General features: G+C 39.1%; 19 protein-coding genes. 12 read left to right on the plus strand and 7 right to left on the minus strand.

Going from position 1 to position 18,488, the window contains the following annotated elements:
• Nucleotides 1-59: 59 nt before the first annotated feature.
• Complete coding sequence (gene ssb, locus G9H60_RS10620) at nt 60-524, minus strand: single-stranded DNA-binding protein (RefSeq protein ID WP_223144039.1); 465 nt, start codon at nt 522-524, stop codon at nt 60-62.
• Nucleotides 525-573: 49 nt separating this feature from the next.
• Nucleotides 574-1,671 (minus strand): A/G-specific adenine glycosylase, encoded by a 1,098-nt coding sequence (mutY, locus tag G9H60_RS10625; RefSeq protein WP_223144040.1) that lies wholly within the window; start codon nt 1,669-1,671, stop codon nt 574-576.
• A 176-nt stretch (nt 1,672-1,847) separates the two neighbouring features.
• On the opposite strand from mutY, the gene G9H60_RS10630 reads away from it, so the two are divergent.
• The 9 genes from G9H60_RS10630 to G9H60_RS10670 all read left to right on the plus strand — a co-directional run bounded on the left by G9H60_RS10630 (nt 1,848) and on the right by G9H60_RS10670 (nt 10,928).
• On the plus strand, nt 1,848-2,141 hold the full coding sequence (locus tag G9H60_RS10630) for an HU family DNA-binding protein (protein ID WP_109321911.1): 294 nt from the start codon (nt 1,848-1,850) through the stop codon (nt 2,139-2,141).
• Nucleotides 2,142-2,166: 25 nt separating this feature from the next.
• Nucleotides 2,167-3,033: a tetratricopeptide repeat protein gene (locus G9H60_RS10635; RefSeq protein ID WP_223144041.1), complete on the plus strand. Its 867-nt coding sequence runs from the start codon at nt 2,167-2,169 to the stop codon at nt 3,031-3,033.
• A gap of 279 nt (nt 3,034-3,312) precedes the next feature.
• A complete protein-coding gene (locus G9H60_RS10640; protein ID WP_223144042.1) occupies nt 3,313-4,869 on the plus strand; it encodes an Rne/Rng family ribonuclease in 1,557 nt (518 codons plus the stop codon).
• Complete coding sequence (locus G9H60_RS10645) at nt 4,847-6,073, plus strand: tetratricopeptide repeat protein (protein WP_223144043.1); 1,227 nt, start codon at nt 4,847-4,849, stop codon at nt 6,071-6,073. Before G9H60_RS10640 ends, G9H60_RS10645 begins: the two co-directional genes overlap by 23 nt.
• Nucleotides 6,074-6,161: 88 nt before the next feature.
• Complete coding sequence (locus G9H60_RS10650; RefSeq protein WP_223144044.1) at nt 6,162-7,619, plus strand: inorganic phosphate transporter; 1,458 nt, start codon at nt 6,162-6,164, stop codon at nt 7,617-7,619.
• A 96-nt stretch (nt 7,620-7,715) separates the two neighbouring features.
• Nucleotides 7,716-8,507, plus strand: a complete 792-nt coding sequence (locus G9H60_RS10655) for a DUF2490 domain-containing protein (protein ID WP_223144045.1) — start codon at nt 7,716-7,718, stop codon at nt 8,505-8,507.
• A gap of 37 nt (nt 8,508-8,544) precedes the next feature.
• On the plus strand, nt 8,545-9,171 hold the full coding sequence (gene rsmG / locus G9H60_RS10660; RefSeq protein ID WP_223144046.1) for a 16S rRNA (guanine(527)-N(7))-methyltransferase RsmG: 627 nt from the start codon (nt 8,545-8,547) through the stop codon (nt 9,169-9,171).
• A gap of 40 nt (nt 9,172-9,211) precedes the next feature.
• Nucleotides 9,212-10,198, plus strand: a complete 987-nt coding sequence (locus tag G9H60_RS10665) for a glycosyltransferase family 2 protein (RefSeq protein WP_223144047.1) — start codon at nt 9,212-9,214, stop codon at nt 10,196-10,198.
• 1 nt (nt 10,199) lies between these two features.
• A complete protein-coding gene (locus G9H60_RS10670) occupies nt 10,200-10,928 on the plus strand; it encodes a DUF5672 family protein (protein WP_223144048.1) in 729 nt (242 codons plus the stop codon).
• Here G9H60_RS10670 and G9H60_RS10675 read toward each other — a convergent pair.
• Nucleotides 10,925-11,785 (minus strand): sugar phosphate isomerase/epimerase family protein, encoded by an 861-nt coding sequence (locus G9H60_RS10675; RefSeq protein WP_223144049.1) that lies wholly within the window; start codon nt 11,783-11,785, stop codon nt 10,925-10,927. The two genes, G9H60_RS10670 and G9H60_RS10675, sit on opposite strands and share 4 nt — an antisense overlap.
• Nucleotides 11,786-11,991: 206 nt before the next feature.
• A complete protein-coding gene (locus tag G9H60_RS10680) occupies nt 11,992-12,354 on the minus strand; it encodes a LytR/AlgR family response regulator transcription factor (RefSeq protein ID WP_223144050.1) in 363 nt (120 codons plus the stop codon).
• 284 nt (nt 12,355-12,638) lie between these two features.
• Between G9H60_RS10680 and G9H60_RS10685 the strand changes: the two genes are divergently transcribed.
• Nucleotides 12,639-13,610 (plus strand): aldo/keto reductase, encoded by a 972-nt coding sequence (locus tag G9H60_RS10685; RefSeq protein ID WP_223144051.1) that lies wholly within the window; start codon nt 12,639-12,641, stop codon nt 13,608-13,610.
• Here the strand turns inward: G9H60_RS10685 and G9H60_RS10690 are convergent.
• Nucleotides 13,591-14,310, minus strand: a complete 720-nt coding sequence (locus G9H60_RS10690) for a thioredoxin domain-containing protein (protein WP_223144052.1) — start codon at nt 14,308-14,310, stop codon at nt 13,591-13,593. The two genes, G9H60_RS10685 and G9H60_RS10690, sit on opposite strands and share 20 nt — an antisense overlap.
• 137 nt (nt 14,311-14,447) lie before the next feature.
• Between G9H60_RS10690 and eno the strand changes: the two genes are divergently transcribed.
• Together eno and G9H60_RS10700 are read left to right on the plus strand one after the other, a co-directional pair.
• A complete protein-coding gene (gene eno, locus G9H60_RS10695) occupies nt 14,448-15,725 on the plus strand; it encodes a phosphopyruvate hydratase (RefSeq protein ID WP_109321895.1) in 1,278 nt (425 codons plus the stop codon).
• Between the two features lie 4 nt (nt 15,726-15,729).
• Nucleotides 15,730-16,047 (plus strand): FtsB family cell division protein, encoded by a 318-nt coding sequence (locus G9H60_RS10700; protein ID WP_109321894.1) that lies wholly within the window; start codon nt 15,730-15,732, stop codon nt 16,045-16,047.
• 162 nt (nt 16,048-16,209) lie between these two features.
• Here G9H60_RS10700 and G9H60_RS10705 read toward each other — a convergent pair whose 3' ends face one another.
• Nucleotides 16,210-16,869 carry an acetyltransferase gene (locus G9H60_RS10705; RefSeq protein ID WP_223144053.1) on the minus strand — a complete coding sequence of 220 codons (660 nt, stop codon included), beginning with the start codon at nt 16,867-16,869 and terminating at the stop codon, nt 16,210-16,212.
• A 53-nt stretch (nt 16,870-16,922) separates the two neighbouring features.
• Nucleotides 16,923-18,443, minus strand: coding sequence for a 2,3-bisphosphoglycerate-independent phosphoglycerate mutase (gene gpmI, locus G9H60_RS10710; protein WP_223144054.1), 1,521 nt, complete (start codon nt 18,441-18,443; stop codon nt 16,923-16,925).
• Nucleotides 18,444-18,488: the final 45 nt, after the last annotated feature.

Consider the following 18,488-nt stretch of genomic DNA (forward strand, 5'->3'; position numbering starts at 1 on the left):
TATGCAAATTTATAAAAAAGGGAATAGTTTTTTTATCTATTCCCTTCTAGTCCAGAATATTAAAATGGAAGATCATCGTCTCCGGAATCAGATTCTTGGGCAAAACTCGGAGAAGGCGAAGCAGATTTATCGGCAGTTGGCAAAGCTTCTGGTCGAGGTCTAGCTTCTGGAGCATCATTCGCTGGACGATCATTTCGACCTCCAATCAAGTTGATGGATGTCGCCCTAATTCGGTATCCACGCACGGTAGCCCCATTTTTATCTTGCCATTCTTCGGAACGAATTTTTCCTTCAATGTACACCTGATTCCCTTTTCGCAAATATTGTTCTGCGATATTGGCCAAATTATCCCACAGTTCTACGCGATGCCATTCTGTTTGCTCCACGCGCTGCCCATCCTTTCCTGGATAAGATTCAGACGTGGCAATATTGATATTGGCCACTTTAATTCCACTGGGTAAGGCCCTAACTTCTGGGTCTCCGCCCAAATTGCCTAGTAAAATAACTTTGTTTACTCCTGCCATAATGTGTTTGTTTTAAATGATTATCGGCAAACCCTTTGCCAAAACAAAATTATCGTGGCATTGAATCATTAAAAATCTCCAGATGCAAATTATCAGTTATCAGATTCAAAAGCAAGACCGATTTTCCTAGCTTTTCAAAGTCCTCTGGCCCTATCCATTGAAAATCTTCCACATGGCTAATATCAAGATTATCAGGAACTTGGACATGCCAAGCTTTGCAATGGATTTTTTGATGACTCAATAGATGTATTTTGGGCGACTTCAATGGTTGAATGACTGCATCGTGAAGGAATTTTGGTAAAATCTTATCCAATTCCACTAAGCTTTCAAGCTCTTCTTCTTGTGAAGATTCTAATAAATAAAACTCCCATAAACCCGACCAAATATCCTTTCCCTTTCTTTCTCGAACAAGCATCTTATTCCCTTGTTCCAAGATAAAGTAATTAAAATATCGATTCCTTTGTTTAGCTTTCTTTTGCTTCACGGGAAAATCCTGAATACGCTTCTGCTGAAATGCTATACAAGTCAGGCTCAATGGACAGCTTGCACACAAAGGTGCTGGGCTACATTGCAACGAGCCAAAATCCATAATGGCTTGATTAAATTCAGCAGGTTGGTCCTTCGGGATTAATTCCAATGCCACATCGGTAAATTCTTTTCTGGCAGAACTATGTAGAATATCCGTTTCAATGCCAAAATAGCGGGCCAATATTCGAAAGACATTTCCATCTACAACTGGTTTAGCTTCTCCAAAGGCAAATGATGCTATAGCTGCTGCTGTATATGGACCCACACCGGGTAATTGAATCAATGCCTCATAGGTAGAGGGGAATTGTCCTTGGTATTCAGAAACAACCAACTTGGCTGTTTTATGTAAATTTCTAGCTCGGGAATAATAACCTAATCCTTGCCAATGACGAAAAAGAACGGATTCATCTGCATGAGCAAGGGACTCAATGGTCGGAAAAACCTCGAGTAGTTTCAGGTAATAGGGTAATCCCTGCGCTACGCGGGTTTGTTGCAATACGACCTCTGACAACCAAATTGCATATGGATCACGGGTTTGTCGCCAAGGCAACTCGCGAGCATGTTGACGATACCAGGTTAATAGACCTTCTGTAAAAGGGTGATGATTTGTAGATTGCATGGGATGATTCAAAGATACGAAGAAAGAAGGGAGCTATTTGACATGCATTTGCTAAAAAAATCAATTAAATCATTGACAACCATTTCTATTCTTCGAGAAAAACATTACTTTTGTGTCCCTTTTAAAGAAAGGGAAAGCGATTAGAACAAAATTGATAATTTAAAGCATTAATTACCGTGACCAAGGCAGATGTAATTGCTGAAATTTCCAGCAAAACAGGGATTGACAAAAAAGATGTTTCTGAAACGTTAGAAAAGTTTTTCGAAGTTGTAAAAGATAATTTATCCAAACAAGAGAACATTTATGTTCGTGGTTTTGGAAGTTTTATCAACAAAAAGAGAGCTAAAAAGATTGCTAGAAATATTTCAAAAAACACGGCAATTACTATTGACGAGCACTATGTACCTAGCTTCAAGCCAGCTAAAGTGTTCATTGAACAAGTTAAAACGAGCACTGACCCTGCTAAATAAGGTATAATACCTCAGGTCTAGAAAGATGAAGAAATCCTATGTGATCATTCTTGTTATTGGCCTTGGGTTAACTGCCCTCATATTTCAATTACCCAAGGGAAATGTGAGTAATACAACGAGTAATGCTCCTGCTGGAGGAGCCAATCGCGATGCGAAAGGCGATGAGCACCAGGATGAACATACAGAAGAAAGCGCGACAAAATCAGAAGAAACGCATGCTGCACCCTTGACGAAAGCTCAACAAGCCGCAGTTGCAAAATTAAAATCTGAATTTAGTCAAGCAAAAACAGAGGTTTCACAATCCAGTGTGTTGGATAAATTAATCAACACATTTGTGGGAGCTAATCACTACGACAGTGCTGCTTATTATGCAGGACAATTCGCTGATCAGCACCCTGCCTTGAATAACCTCTTGCGTGCGGGCCAATTGTATTTTGAAGCCCAAACTTATGCTCTGAACCCTACTAAGGGTAAAGCCATGGGAGAGAAAGCACGTGTATATTTTGAACAAGTATTATCGAAAGATCCGTCAAACCTCTTGGTTAAAACGAATTTGGCGATGACTTACGTGGATACACCCACCCCGATGAAAGGAATCACCTTATTGAGGGAAGTGATTGAACAAGAGCCGACATTCGTGCCAGCTTTATTTAACCTAGGGATTTTATCCATTAAATCGAATCAATTTGGCAAAGGCCAGGAACGATTCACACAGATATTGAAGCTGGAACCAACGAATTACAAAGCCGCCTTAAACCTCGGTTTTTGCTTGGCCCAGTTAGATAAATTAGATGAGGCAAAGAAAGTGCTTCGGATGGTCCTTGACAAGAGCAAAGACCCTGAAGAAACCAAAGCTGCCCAAGAGTTGCTCGCAGAAATGCAAAAACATTGAGGTTGAAAATCAACTTCTTACATTATTCAAAATTTAAACGCTAAAAGGTATGCCTTGCGGAAAGAAAAGAAAACGTCATAAGATTTCAACACACAAAAGAAAGAAACGTCTTCGTAAGAATCGTCACAAGAAGAAATAGTTAGTATAATTACCTCCTTTTGGTAGTGTAATTAGGTAACCCAAAAACAGACCATCCAAAATGGCCTGTTTTTGGTGTTTGTTATATATATTAGCGTAGGGATAAGTCTGTCCCGTCTAACATTCTTCTCGTAATATATTGTGAGTAATGAATTAATCATTAATTCTACCCCCAAAGGGGATAGAATTGCCCTTTTGCAAGACAAAAGGATTGTAGAATATCACATTGAACAGTCGGAACCTCAATTCTCCGTAGGTGATATCTATCTTGGTACTGTCAAAAAATTAGTCTCTGGTCTTAACGCTGCCTTCATTGATATTGGTTATGAAAAGGATGCTTTCCTTCATTACCATGACTTAGGTCCTAACTTGAACTCATTGCAGAAATTCTCGCGTGATGTCATGAACAAAAAGGGCAAAAACATCAAGTTAGAGAACTTCAAAATAGAAGAGGAAATTGATAAATTAGGTAAAATCGATAAGGTTTTAACCCGCAATCAACTCGTCTTAGTGCAGGTAGTCAAAGAACCTATTTCCACCAAAGGCCCTCGTCTTTCTTGTGATATTTCCATAGCAGGAAGATTTTTGGTATTAGTTCCTTTCTCTAATGGCGTGAATATTTCTAAGAAAATTACGTCCAAAGCTGAAAGAAGCCGATTGATGAAATTGATGTCATCCATCAAACCAAAAAATTTCGGGGTTATCGTTCGTACAGTAGCGGAAGGTAAAGCCGTAGAAGAAATGGAACGCGACCTGCGTGATTCTATTTCTAAATGGGAAGATGGTATTGCCAAATTAGTTGATGCTAAACCTAGAGACCGTGTCATTGGTGAAATGAGCCGTGCCACCTCTATGTTACGTGATTTACTGAACAACGATTTTGACAATGTCATCGTAGATAACCAGGATTTGTACAATGAAGCCAAAGGTTATGTACATCAAGTAGCTCCAGAAAAAGAAAAGATTGTCAAATTACATACGGGTAAAACCAAATTATTTGAACAAGTGGGTATCGAGAAGCAATTGAAAATGCTTTTTGGAAGATCTGTTTCTTTGCCTGCTGGTGGTTATTTAATCATCGAACACACGGAAGCTTTACACGTGATCGACGTGAATTCGGGAAATAAATCCAATTCAGAAGACGATCAAGAGGCTACTGCTTTAAGTGTTAATCGAGAAGCAGCTAAGGAAATTGCGCGTCAATTACGCCTTCGTGATATGGGTGGTATCATCGTGATCGATTTCATCGACATGAAAAAAGCGGATAACCGTAAGTTGATTCAGGACATCATGCGTGATGAAATGAGAACGGACCGTTCAAAATACACCATCCTACCGCTGACCAAATTCGGTCTGATGCAAATCACCCGTCAGCGTGTTCGTCCGGAAATGAATGTGGCTACACATGAAACCTGTCCTAGTTGTGGAGGTACCGGTACCATTACTGCTAGTATTGCCGTTTCGGAGATCATTGCGCAGCATGTGGAACATTTGGTTACCAAACAAAATGAGAAAAAACTCACTTTATTGGTTCATCCCTTCTTAAGTGCTTACTTTACCAAAGGATTTCCTTCTATACGAATGAAATGGTTCATGACGTTTAAGTCTTGGATCCACATTACAGAAGATTCTTCCCTAGGTATTACTGACTTTAAGTTTTTGAACCATAATGGAGATGAGATCGAGATATCGTCTTAGATCATACTTGCTACTTGTAGGTTTTCTTTCACTATCGTTTCTGAGTGCAGGACAATGGTGGAAGAAAACCGAAGAAGCAGAAAAAGAGCGTTCCAAAGGGATGCTTTTATTAACTTCCGAAGTTCAGATTGAAGCAACGAATGCCATCAATCAAATGTACAACTTCAAATTCCCAGAAGCCGAAAGGGAATTCAATTACCTCAAAGTCAAACATCCAGATCATCCACTGCCCGACTTCCTATTAGGACTGGTACAATGGTGGAAAATAGTGCCCAATACCCAAAATGAGGTATATGATGACCGCCTTTTGGAATACATGGATCGTAGTATTTCTAAAGCAGAGAAAATTTGGGATGAAACCGAAAACCCAGAAGCTGCCTTCTTTATGGCTGCAGCCTATGGCTTCAAAGGACGCTTACATTCTGAACGCAAGCACTGGGCACGCGCCACGCTTGCCGCTAAAAGTGCGTTAAAATACTTAGAATATTCCCGTGAATTTGCTGATTTCAGTCCTGAATTGATGTTTGGCGATGGCTTGTACAACTATTACTACCATTTTATCAAGCAAAACTTTAAATTATTACGTCCTGTACTTTGGCTTTTTCCCAAAGCCAATAAGCAACAAGGCATAGAACAATTAGAAAAAGTAAGCTACCAAGCCTTTTATACACGTACGGAAGCCCGCTATTTCCTTTTGCAAATTTATGCCATGGAAAACATGTCGGAAAAGAGTTATGAGCTTGCCAAATACACGCACCAGAATTACCCCGACAATCCTTTCTTCGAGAGATATCATGCTCGTTCAGCATTCATGTTAGGGAAATTGGATGAAGCCATGGAGGTTTCTAAAAGTATTCTGAACAAAATAGATAACCATCAAGTAGGCTATGAAGGCGTCTCAGGACGTTATGCCTCCTATATTCTAGGATATTACCAATTATATATTTTCAGAAATTCTGCTGAAGCTAAAATCTATTTCAAAAAATGCATGGATTTCTCCATTCAAACTGCTTCCTTAGAGTCAGGATATTATTGGGCCTCTGTTCTAGGCCTAGCTCGTATTGCCTATCAAGAAGGAGATTATGATACGGCCGTAGACCATTGTAAAGAAGTAATGGATAAAGCCGATAAAAAAACGAGTCAATATACCGAAGCGAAAAAATTGCTTTCTGAAGCTAAAAAAGCAAGAAGAAAGAAGAAATAGAGAATTTAACAATTACTTAACATTGGCTTGATGGGTAAACCGTACTTTTGCGATCATATTTGCACCAATATACCTTAAATAATACTTTATGTTTGGGTTAGATCCTACCTTATTCTTCCTACTATTTTTCTGCTTATTCGCAGCCTGTGCCTTTGAATTCGTTAATGGATTCCATGATACAGCCAACGCAGTAGCGACCGTTATCTACACCCATTCATTGAAACCCACACAAGCAGTAGTTTGGTCTGGATTCATGAATTTTGTAGGTCTTTTGACCGGTGGTGTGGGAGTTACCATGAGTATCATTGGCCTATTACCGACCGAACTCCTCATTGATACCAACGTGTATCATTCCATGGCCATGGCACTTTCCCTACTATTTTCAGCCATTTTATGGAATTTAGGTACTTGGTACTTTGGTATTCCTGCCTCTAGTTCGCATACCTTAATTGGTTCTATCATAGGAATTGGAGTAGGTCATGCTATTTTGCCAGAAAATCAAACAAACGTTAGTGCCGTGAACTGGGATAAAGCTCAAGAAATAGGACAAGCCTTATTGCTTTCGCCTCTATTTGGTTTTGCCTTGGCCATCGTTTTGATGTACATCTTAAAAAAGACCATCAAAAATAAAGAAATCTTTAAAGAGCCTAAAAAGAATTCCCCTCCTCCACTTTGGATTCGTGCTATTCTAATTACAACGTGCACTTTGGTATCTTTTTTCCACGGACGTAATGACGGCCAAAAAGGTATTGGTCTAGTAATGGTCATTTTGATTGCCTTTTTACCTGGCTATTTTGCCATCAATTCAACCTTAGATTTGAATCGTCTACAAAAAGATTTAACTCAAGTAGAAATCATTTCAGCTAAAATCGATACCACCACTCTTTCTGTCAAAGAACAAGAAAGTTTCCGTACCGTAATTAGTTCTTCTAAAGCTTTACACGAACTACTTTTAACTAAAAACATTCAGACCAGTAACTTATCGACTAAGCAAAAGTTTGACATTAGAAAAGCGGCATTGAATATTAACAAGCATGCCAAAAAATTGATTGAAAGTGAATCTGTTGCTCTTTCTGAAGCAGATAAAAAAGCATTCAAAAAAGCTACAGCAGGTGATAAAGCTGCTTTTTTCGCCTTTGGCGCTACATCGGGAACGGGTATAGCCGCGGTGACTGATTTCGCTCCGAACTGGGTGATGTGGATGGTGGCTCTTTCCTTAGGCCTAGGCACTATGGTCGGTTGGAAACGAATCGTGGTAACCATTGGTGAGAAAATTGGAAAGCACCATTTAACCTATGCACAAGGAGCCTCTGCTGAGCTAATTGCCTCGGTAACCATTGGACTAGCCACGGCTTATAAATGGCCAGTAAGTACCACGCACGTATTGAGCTCTGGTATCGCAGGAACCATGGTAGCTTCTAAAGGTATCAAAAATCTTCAAGGCGGAACCGTCAAAAATATTGTCATGGCTTGGGTATTAACTCTCCCAGTAACCATCGTATTGGCGGCAGGTTTGTTCGTCTTTTTCCGTTGGATTACGGGATAAAAGCTTGTAATTTTGAGGGAAGCTAAATGCTTCCCTTTTTTTTATACACCAATATAATACATGAAACAGTTAAGCCTAAGCCTAAAGCTTGTGCTTATGTTTTGCGTACTGAGCGCAAAAGCACAATCCCCCAGGCAATACTACCATATTTCAAATGGCTGGACTGACCTAAACATATCCGGTAAAATAGCAGGCAAATTCAGTTGGCAATTAGAAAACCAACATAGAAGACAAGACCAACAAGGAGATTATAATCCGAATACCACGACAGGCAATCCTTACCATAATTTAAACCAGCACATTTTCAGGCCCTACATTCATTATCAAATGAGTCCTGCTGTGCGCTTCTCTTTGATGCCTTTAGGATGGATAGGAAGCAATCGATTTAGTAATGGTGAACCGTCGGCATTTTTCTCAGAATTACGCATAGCACCTCAAGTTATATTAACCCAGCAGCTTAACCGTTTACGCATTGATCATCGCTTTCGCTATGAATTCCGTTGGTTAGGCGTCAACCAACCCGTGGATGATAAAAGCTTTGTTTATGGAGGAGATTTTTCAACTAGCACCTACAGAAAAAGATTTCGCTACCAAATTAAGGCCAGTATGCCATTGGGAAAAGCCAAAATGGAAGATAAAACTTGGTATGTTCAAGCCTACAATGAGTTGATGATTAACATGGGGGAACAAGTTCCTAACCTGAATATATTTGATCAAAACCGCGTATTACTAGGTGTAGGTTACCGAATTAACTCCAATTTGTCGGTAGAAATGGGCTATATGCAACAAAGCATTTTCCGTTTTAACAATGCTGCTAAAAATAATGTGGATATCAACAACATCCTTCAAGTAAATCTAGCGATATCGAATTTCGAAACATTCTTTTAAACAAGGCATTTACGTATCTTTGCACTTTGAAAAAGAAATGAAAGCCGATATCATCAAAAATTACTTTCCTGAACTGACATCCAAACAATTGGAGCAATTTGAAATGCTCTACCCTTTGTATCAAGAATGGAATGAAAAAATCAACGTTATCTCCCGAAAGGATATCGACAATCTGATGCTACATCATGTGCTTCATTCCTTGGGAATAGCTAAAATCATTAATTTCCGACCAGGAACTGAAATCTTAGACGTAGGAACAGGCGGAGGTTTTCCAGGTATCCCATTGGCCATTTTATTCCCTCAATGTACTTTTACTTTAGTAGATAGCATTGGTAAAAAAATCAAAGTGGTGGAAGGAGTCGCGGCTTCTCTTGGTTTAGAGAATGTCACCGCTTTACATACCAGGGCAGAAGATTTGGATCAAGACTTTGAATTTGTAGTTAGTAGAGCCGTTACACGCATTACACCATTCTATTATTGGGTCAAAAATAAAATCAGTCCAAACCATTTTCATACCCAAAGAAATGGCATTCTATGTTTAAAAGGAGGAGATTTAACAGAAGAATTGGCTGAATTTGGTAAAAAACATAAGATATTTGAGTTGGGGGAAATCTTCAACGAAGAATTTTTTGAGACTAAAAAAGTGGTTTACGTCCCTATGTAAATAGCGTTATTTCCTTATATTGAATTTTTAATCTGTTTGAATGCCCCATATTTCAGTTGCTCTTTGTACCTATAACGGCGAAAAATACCTCCCATATCAACTGGAAAGTATAGCTTCACAGACTCAAGCCATCCATGAGCTCGTTGTTTTTGACGATGGATCTAGCGACAAAAGCATCGAAATTCTAGAAGTATTCAAAGAAAAAGTCCCATTTCAAGTACGCATTCATCAGAATGAAATGAATGTGGGAAGTAGTAAAAACTTTGAATTGTGTGTGCAAGCATGCACAGGAGATATCATCTTCTTTAGTGACCAAGATGACTTATGGTTACCTCACAAAGTAGAAACTTTAGTTCGATATTTCGAACAATATCCAGATAAAGATGCGGTTTTTTCCAATGCGATCATGATTGACCGAGCAGGAAAACCAACAGGTAAAACAAGCTTTGAACAAATTGAATTTATAGAGCCATTGCAAGATGCTTGGAAGGCAGGTAATTCCTTTGACATATTATTAAAAGGTTATGTGGTCACAGGGGCTACATTGGCCATTCGTTCTCAAGTAAAAAAGGAAGTTTTTCCTACTCCTCACATCATTCCTGAGCTCATTCATGATGGTTGGATAGCCTTGTTTTTGTCAATGACGAATCGAATCGCTTTTGTGAAAGAGCCATTGATACAATACCGAGAACATGACAGTCAGCAAGTAGGCCTTAAAAGTGAAAAAAAAGCCGTCTCGCTTATGGACCGACTAAAGCGTTCAAGAACAGCTAAATTAGCTCAGATTGAAAAGAAAGCTACAGATTCCACAGCCCTATACAATTATCTAAAAGCCAGTGGTAAAGCAGGCGACAATGCCTTAAATAAAGTGGCCAGCCGAATGCAACATTACCAAATGCGGGCTAACCTAGCCAATAACCGATTACTAAGAATTTGGCCTGTTTTGAAAGGAGTATTGCAAGGAGGTTATAAATTGCATGACGGAGGCAAGTGGTGGCATCCCGTCTTAGGTGATATCATTGAATAACATGCAAACATTGGTGGGAATCGTTATTCCTATTTACAAAGAAGTTATTTCGGCCCTGGAACAAAAATCTTTGCTCCAGTGTAAAAAAATATTAGGCCACTACCCCATTCATTTCGTGCTACCTGAAGGACTTAATGCCCCTTATGTACATGAGCATTTTCCAGAAGCTAATTTGGTCTATTTCCCTCCAGCCTTTTTTACTAGTACCAAAACCTATAACCACTTATTAATTGACCCCGCTTTTTACGAGCGCTTTATCCAGCATGAGTTTATTCTGATTTACCAATTAGACGCTTATGTTTTCCAAGATGATTTGGTCGCCTGGTGCCAAAAAGGTTATGATTATATAGGTGCCCCTAAATTAAAAAAGAAGCATTGGGATAATAAAGATGCTTTCCAATGGCCCCTGATAGAGCCTATTATGATGAATGGGGGCCTATCTTTACGAAAAGTGGCCCCCATTATCAAATTTTTAAACTGGTATCATCGGCTATTTGGCACTTGGCCTGCCAATGAAGATTCCCTTTTTTCTGTCTACCATAAAAGAGCTTTTCCGCTTCGTTTCTTACTCAAATTACCTACTTGGAAAGAGGCTTTGGCTTTTGCATTTGAACAGAATCCACAAATAAGTCTTCATCTCAATGCAGGAAAATTACCCTTTGGCTGCCATGCTTGGGAAAAGTACAATCCTAGCTTTTGGGAACCATTTATGGAAGATTTAAAATCCTAGAAATTCTTCTTCGCTAAATAATCGCGACTGATTTTTAAGCTTTCAAAAGGATCGCGCTTACTTACGTCTTGCTCGACGAACCAGTATTTCAAACCTGCCGCTTTTCTAGCAGCGAAGATGCGATCAAAATCAATGGTTCCATTTCCAACCTCAGTAAATACCTTGGTTCCTGCTTCCATATCTTTCACGTGCCACAGTGGGAAACGACCTGGGTGTTTCTCAAAATAAGCAACTGGATCGACGCCTGCACGACCAAACCAATATAAATCAGCTTCCATTTTCACTAAATCAGCTGAAGTATTTTGTAAAATATAATCATAAGGAACAAAATCTGCCGACTTCACAAATTCAAAATCGTGGTTGTGGTAGGCAAATTGGATACCAGCCGATTTAGTGGCTTCACCCGAACTGGTTAACAAGCTAGGTAGTGCCTTGTAATGATCTGCACTACGCTCATTCGGAAATAAGAATGCACATACCATGAACTCTGCACCTACGTGGTGTAAATCTTCAACGGCTTTTTGCCATCCGTCTGACAAAGTTCCTTTGGATTTGATTGCAACACCAGATGTATGGTGAGAGCTAACTACTTTCAGGCCTACACGATCCAAGATGGTTTTAAATTCATGGGCAGTTTTGCCAAAGAAAGTACCATTGTAGCCATAAATTTCTAGGTTTTTATATCCTAGGCCAGCCAATTTCTCCAATGACCCTTCAAGGTCTTTGGCTACTGCGTCACGAACAGTATATATTTGTACACCCAAAGGTCCTAAATAGGGGTTAACAGCAAGGCTGGAGTGGGCATATAGGCCCGAAACTCCTAAGGCTAAGCCTTTTAAAAATATTCTTCTTTCCATTGTATTAATATGATAAAATAGATATCCACGAATTTAACTATTCGTAGAAATAAATGAAATGAATTAGGAGAATAAGTTTTAAACAGGAGGGAAATGAAAGAATTTACAAGCATCAAAATATCAATAGCTTCTGGCGGCTGATGAAATTATATACAGCTGAAGGATACATTATTAGAAACTTACACGAGTTGAGGCTTACAGTATAACTAAGCCCCCACCAAAACATGGTTACTTAAGAAGTCACGCAAAGGTCTTACTTGGCGACGGGAAATGGAGATATTTACATCATTGTTTAACTTGATCACTTTAGCTATTTTCAAATCAACTGAAGAAATATAGGTAGGATTAACTAATGCGGATTTAGATGGACGAATGAATCCATAATCTTGCAATAACATTTCAAAGAATTTCAAAGTCCGACAAGAAAGAACTTTGCGACCATCTTTCAGGAATATATTGGAATAATTTCCTTCACCACGGATAAACAAAATACAGCTTGGGCAAACTTTGAAGGTTCCTAAATTTATTAACAACTTCTCGTCGCTAGAAACAGGCTTAACGTTTTTCATAAATTGAGTAGATTAAACTGACACAGGTAACTAATACGATGTAAAGCTACCCAATGTTCTTAAATAAAAATCCATAATTCACGTTATTTGTGTTATTAACGCTTTTAATTAATATTAAGACCTATTTCATTTAACAATTTAGCCCCATTTGACAATCTGTTCAAACACAAATCGTGAAAAATTTGATTAAAACCTAATTTATCCCAAGGATAAAATAAGCCCAAATACGAATTTATAGCTTATGCAAATTGAGAAAATCATTACCTTTAAGAAAAAAATACATCATGAAATATAGACGTTTTGGCAAAACAGATTGGCAAATAAGTGAAGTTGGCTATGGCATGTGGGGCCTAGCAGGTTGGACAGGATCCGACGATAATGAGGTTCAAAAATCTCTAGAATTATCCGTAGAATTAGGCTGTAATTTCTTCGACACAGCTTGGGGTTATGGGGAAGGATTATCCGAACAAATTTTGGGTGCATTATTAAAAAAGCATGCCGACAAACAATTGTATGCTGCCACTAAAATTCCACCTAAAAATTTTATTTGGCCATCTAAATCGCATTTTGAATTAAAGGATTGTTTCCCCGCTCAGCACATCATTGAATACACAGAAAAAAGTCTGAAAAATTTAGGTGTGGAACAGATCGATTTGCAGCAATTCCACGTTTGGGAAGATGCTTGGGCGGACAATGATGATTGGAAAGAGGCGGTTCAAAAATTAAGTCAAGAGGGTAAAGTAAAGCACTGGGGAATTTCTGTCAACCGATGGGAACCTAATAATTGCCTGAAGTCACTTGAAACAAATTTATTCTCTTCCGTGCAAGTGATATATAATATCTTTGACCAAAACCCTGAAGATCAATTGTTTCCGCTTTGTCAAAAATTAGACATTGGAATCATCGCCCGAGTACCATTGGATGAGGGAAGTTTAACAGGACTATTGGATTATAACACCACTTTCCCTGCAGACGACTGGCGCTCCACTTATTTCGTTCCAGAAAACTTAACGTCCAGTGTGGATCACGCGAATGCGTTAAAGCCCTTGGTTCCAGAGAATATGGATATGCCTGAAATGGCCTTACGGTTCATCTTATCGAATCCAGATGTGGGAACGATAATTCCAGGCATGAGAAAAATCAAGCACGTGAAAAGTAACATTGGCACTTCGGACGGACAAGGTTTAGCTCCAAGTTTGTTGGAAGAACTTAAAAAACACCGCTGGGAAAGACAGCCTACCGAATGGTCCCAATAGATTGATCAAAAAGCTCTTTTAATTGAGCTTCTTCCCGGAATCCCGATGTTTTTTGGAGTAATTTCCCACCTTGGAAAACCAAAAAGCTCGGGATTTCGTCTATTCCAAAAGATTGTAAAATAGCTTGATTACCATCAGCCTCTACTTTTAGGACAGTTACCTTGCCTGAATAATCTTGAGTTAGTTTATCTACCGTAGGCATCATTTTTAAACATGGGGCACACCATTTGGCATAAAAATCTACGACCACCGCTTTTTCACTTTGAACCTTTTTAGTAAAATCTGCTAAATCCCAACCTTTGTCGTGTACCACATTAGGTACCCCCTCCAAGGGTTTTAATTTCGTTGTCCATTTCAAATATCCGCCTTTCAATTCCGTCACTTGAAATCCTTCTTTCCGCATTAATTCCGCAGCTTGAGCTGAGCGACCTCCAGAAAGACAATATATCAATACCGGCTTATCTTTAGACAATTTCTTGATTTGCTCCGCAAAATCGGCAGAACGAAAATCGATATTCATCGCCTTGGGTAAGTGGCCTCCGCCAAATTCTCCAGAAGTTCGCACATCCAATAAAATGGCAGAAGGATTTTCTTGAATCTTTTTTTCAAAGACCTCGACCTCAGCAGCCTGGGCATAAGTCTGCCAAGAAAAAAGAAGAAAAAATGCGAGAAGAGAAGAAAAAAAGAATTTAGCTTTCATTATTATTTGATTAATTATCAGCGATTTAAGCAGCTGACTTTCGGTAAATCAGTGATTTTATCTAAAAAATACGTTATTTTGCAGGGCAATTTAATCAATTACAACGTAATCCATTTATTCACAATAATAATTATACGATGAGTGCAATACAGTACGTTCACGCAAGACAAATTTTAGATTCACGTGGAAATCCCACAATCGAGGTAGACATCAAAACAGAAGATGGTGCTTTCGGTCGTGCAGCCGTTCCTTCTGGAGCCTCTACAGGTATCCATGAGGCAGTGGAATTACGCGATGAAGACAAATCTGTTTATGTAGGAAAAGGCGTTTTAAAAGCCGTAGAAAACGTAAACACAACTATCGCAGAGGAATTATGGGGCCTAGAGGTATCTGAGCAGAACATGATCGACCGTTTGATGATCGAATTAGACGGTACACATAACAAAGGAAAATTAGGAGCAAATGCTATTTTAGGTGTTTCTATGGCCGTTGCTAAAGCAGCAGCACAAGAAGCTGGTCTTCCACTTTACCGTTATATCGGTGGAGTAAATGCGAATACGCTTCCAGTACCTATGATGAACATCTTAAATGGTGGTTCTCATGCTGACAATAGCATCGACTTCCAAGAGTTCATGGTAATGCCAGCTAAAGCAGAAAGCTTCTCTCATGCATTACGTATGGGTACAGAGGTATTCCACGCTTTAAAAGGAGTTTTGAAAAGCAAAGGATATTCAACTAACGTAGGTGATGAAGGTGGTTTTGCTCCCAACATCAAGTCAAACGAAGAGGCTATCGAAATCGTTTTGCAATCCATTGAAAAAGCAGGTTACAAACCAGGCGAAGAAATTTTCATTGCAATGGATGCTGCTTCTTCTGAATTCTTTGATGAGAAAACAGGATTGTATACTTTCAAAAAATCGGATGGCAAGCAATTGAACAATATGGAAATGGCTGCTTACTGGCAGACTTGGGTGAACAAATACCCAATCATTTCAATTGAAGATGGTATGGCTGAAGATGATTGGGCAGGTTGGGCTGAGCAAACTAAATTGATTGGTTCTAAGTGTCAATTAGTTGGTGACGATTTATTCGTTACAAATGTGAAGCGTTTACAACAAGGTATTGAGCAAGGTGTAGCTAATGCTGTTTTAGTGAAAGTAAACCAAATTGGTTCATTGACTGAAACGATTGACACAGTTAACTTAGCTAAACGTAATTCTTACAAAAACATCATGTCACACCGTTCAGGAGAGACAGAAGATGCCACCATCGCTGACTTGGCTGTAGCATTAAATACAGGTCAAATCAAAACTGGTTCAGCTTCACGTTCTGACCGTATGGCTAAATACAACCAATTACTTCGTATTGAGGAAGAATTAGGTGCTAACGCATATTTCCCAGGTTTGAATTTCTAAGATCATGGATCGCGTTAAAGGGCTTTTTCTTGGAAAATATCGCTTCTATGTAATCTCTACTAGTATCATGCTGGTTTGGATGTTCTTTTTAGATACCAATGACCTTCGGGTACAATATCGACTTTGGAACGAACTTAGAGTGATGAAGAATGAGAAAGCATTTTACCAACAAAAATTAAAAGAACTGGAAAAAGAACGCCGAATGGTGGTTGGAAATCCTGCTTTGTTGGAAAAATATGCGCGAGAAAAGTACCTAATGAAACGACCCAATGAAGATATTTTTGTCATCGTAGATGAGGAAAATAAACCCTTGGAACCCTAACAAAAAAGCTCCCATCAAATGGGAGCTTTTTTTATGTCCTTACCAAAAGGAATTGCCTGGTATTCTTTGAATTTGATTATCAATTTCTTGGACAATAATACTGAAATCTCAATCGTTTTCCACAACGCTGTCAAGGTTTGGAACCTTGCCAGCGTTAGGAAATTAAAACTTCAAATCCTTACTGGAAATCGTTGATTTCTCCGCAGCATTTCCTTTCCAAACACTCCAGGGTTCAGTTCTTTGTTTCATCACCGTAGCACCCATACTAACAAAGGTGCCTTCACCAATGACAGAGCTATCGCGGATGGTGGCATTAACCCCAAAGAAACAATAGTCGTTTACTTGGCAATTACCAGAAAGAACTATTTGCGAAGTAAAAAATACGTGGTTCCCTATTCGACTATGATGACCGATGTGATTACCCGACCACAAGACACAGTTGTTACCAATCTGTACATAGGGTTGAATGGTATTATCTTCCAAAATAAAACAGTTTTCCCCAATTTTATCCGTCAAAACGGTCGCATGTGAACTGATATAGGAAATGTATTTGTAACCTTTCTCCAAACCTTGTTCATACACCCTTGCCCGAACCTGATTCATGCCAGCTGCTGTCATTGGTGCAAAAAACAAATATTCCGAGGGTGAAAATTGCTGTTCTACCGTTTCAAACGGGACTAAAGGTAATCCATGAAACTCTGGTTCCTTGATGTATTGTTCCTCCACCGTAAACCCAGCCACCTCATGTTCACTATCGTTCTGTAAATAATATAAAGCTAATTCTGCTGACTGCGTATTTCCAAAAATGATAACCTTTCCCATATATTCAATCGATCCAATGATATAAACAAAAACGTAACGGTAATAGAATTTTTTTAAAATAAAGCTACACCTGTCATTTCTTTAGGTTGCTCTACCCCCATTAATTTTAAGATGGTAGGCGCAATATCTCCAAGTTTACCATTTGACAATGTCGGATGATCCTGGTTATCTACTAAAATACATGGTACTAAATTAGTGGAGTGGGCAGTATTTGGTGACCCATCTTCATTCATCATCACATCTGCATTTCCGTGGTCAGCAATGATGATGAAACTATATCCATGAGCTAAACCTGCTTTCACAACAGCTTCCGCACATTGATCAACGGTTTCTACGGCTTTAACTACCGCTGAAAAAACTCCCGTATGACCTACCATATCAGGATTAGCAAAATTCAAACAGACAAAATCCACCTCCTCTTTTTCCAGCTCTGGAATCAATGCATCACGCAAATCAGCAGCAGACATTTCAGGCTGTAAATCATAAGTAGCCACTTTAGGTGAATTTCTTAAGATATTTGTTTGACCCACAAACGGCGTCTCACGACCTCCTGAAAAGAAGAAAGTTACGTGTGGATACTTTTCTGTTTCTGCGATACGAATCTGCTTTTTACCTGCACCTTCTAATACTTCACCCAGGGTCATCGGTAGGTTAGAATCATTGAAAATAACATGTACGTTGTTGAACTCTTTGTCGTACTCCGTCATAGTCAGATAATACAAATTCATGCGATGCATATTTTCCTCATGAAAATCTTTCTGCGTCAAAGCTTGGGTGATTTCACGTCCACGGTCCGTGCGGAAATTGAAACATATAACCACATCCCCTTCCGCTACTTTTGCCAAAGGAGTGCCATGGGCATCTGTCGCAATGATCGGCTTGATGAATTCATCCGTTACGTCAGCTGCATAACTATCCTTAATGGACTGAATGACATCTTGTGTTAAATGACCTTCTGCATTCACCATGGCATGATATGCCAAAGCTACGCGCTCCCAACGATTGTCACGGTCCATCGCAAAATAACGACCAGTCACCGAAGCAACATGAGCCCCTGTTTTATCACAATGTTGAACTAAATCAGTTATAAACTTTAAGCCTGATTTAGGATCAGTATCTCGTCCATCCGTAAATGCATGCACAAAAACTTGGGGCAATTGTGCCTCTTGTGCAGTACTCAACAATGATTTTAAATGATCTATGTGAGCATGTACACCTCCATCGGAAACAAGACCCATGAAGTGAACTGCTTTACCTTCTTTTTTGGCATAATCAAAGGCCTTGGCTAATTCAGGTTCCTGACCTAGCGTATTTTCTGTTACTGCTTTATTAATCCTAACTAAGTTCTGGTAGACTATACGACCAGCACCTAAATTCATATGACCTACTTCTGAATTTCCCATTTGACCTTCAGGAAGGCCAACAGCTAAACCAGAGGCCTCTAATTTAGAATGAGGGTATTGGGAATATAAGGATTTAACAAAGGGGATATTGGCTGCATCTATGGCAGAAACTTTTGGGTTGGTGGCAATTCCCCAACCATCTAATATCATCAGTACAACTTTCTTATTCACGGTATTTGATTTATTTCCTATAAAATTAGCCAAAATCAGGGAAAA

Source organism: Aquirufa aurantiipilula (assembly GCF_019923745.1).
Lineage (GTDB): Bacteria > Bacteroidota > Bacteroidia > Cytophagales > Spirosomataceae > Aquirufa > Aquirufa aurantiipilula.

Bases quoted from the DNA above. Each gene is read 5' to 3' on its own strand.
- G9H60_RS10650 (WP_223144044.1), top strand. From the start codon at position 6,162: ATGTTTGGGTTAGATCCTACCTTATTCTTCCTACTATTTTTCTGCTTA.
- G9H60_RS10700 (WP_109321894.1), top strand. From the start codon at position 15,730: ATGGATCGCGTTAAAGGGCTTTTTCTTGGAAAATATCGCTTCTATGTA.
- G9H60_RS10665 (WP_223144047.1), top strand. From the start codon at position 9,212: ATGCCCCATATTTCAGTTGCTCTTTGTACCTATAACGGCGAAAAATAC.
- G9H60_RS10655 (WP_223144045.1), top strand. From the start codon at position 7,716: ATGTTTTGCGTACTGAGCGCAAAAGCACAATCCCCCAGGCAATACTAC.
- G9H60_RS10645 (WP_223144043.1), top strand. From the start codon at position 4,847: ATGAGATCGAGATATCGTCTTAGATCATACTTGCTACTTGTAGGTTTT.
- G9H60_RS10635 (WP_223144041.1), top strand. From the start codon at position 2,167: ATGAAGAAATCCTATGTGATCATTCTTGTTATTGGCCTTGGGTTAACT.
- G9H60_RS10670 (WP_223144048.1), top strand. From the start codon at position 10,200: ATGCAAACATTGGTGGGAATCGTTATTCCTATTTACAAAGAAGTTATT.
- G9H60_RS10705 (WP_223144053.1), bottom strand. From the start codon at position 16,869: ATGGGAAAGGTTATCATTTTTGGAAATACGCAGTCAGCAGAATTAGCT.
- G9H60_RS10675 (WP_223144049.1), bottom strand. From the start codon at position 11,785: ATGGAAAGAAGAATATTTTTAAAAGGCTTAGCCTTAGGAGTTTCGGGC.
- rsmG (WP_223144046.1), top strand. From the start codon at position 8,545: ATGAAAGCCGATATCATCAAAAATTACTTTCCTGAACTGACATCCAAA.
- ssb (WP_223144039.1), bottom strand. From the start codon at position 524: ATGGCAGGAGTAAACAAAGTTATTTTACTAGGCAATTTGGGCGGAGAC.
- eno (WP_109321895.1), top strand. From the start codon at position 14,448: ATGAGTGCAATACAGTACGTTCACGCAAGACAAATTTTAGATTCACGT.
- mutY (WP_223144040.1), bottom strand. From the start codon at position 1,671: ATGCAATCTACAAATCATCACCCTTTTACAGAAGGTCTATTAACCTGG.
- G9H60_RS10680 (WP_223144050.1), bottom strand. From the start codon at position 12,354: ATGAAAAACGTTAAGCCTGTTTCTAGCGACGAGAAGTTGTTAATAAAT.
- G9H60_RS10690 (WP_223144052.1), bottom strand. From the start codon at position 14,310: ATGAAAGCTAAATTCTTTTTTTCTTCTCTTCTCGCATTTTTTCTTCTT.
- G9H60_RS10685 (WP_223144051.1), top strand. From the start codon at position 12,639: ATGAAATATAGACGTTTTGGCAAAACAGATTGGCAAATAAGTGAAGTT.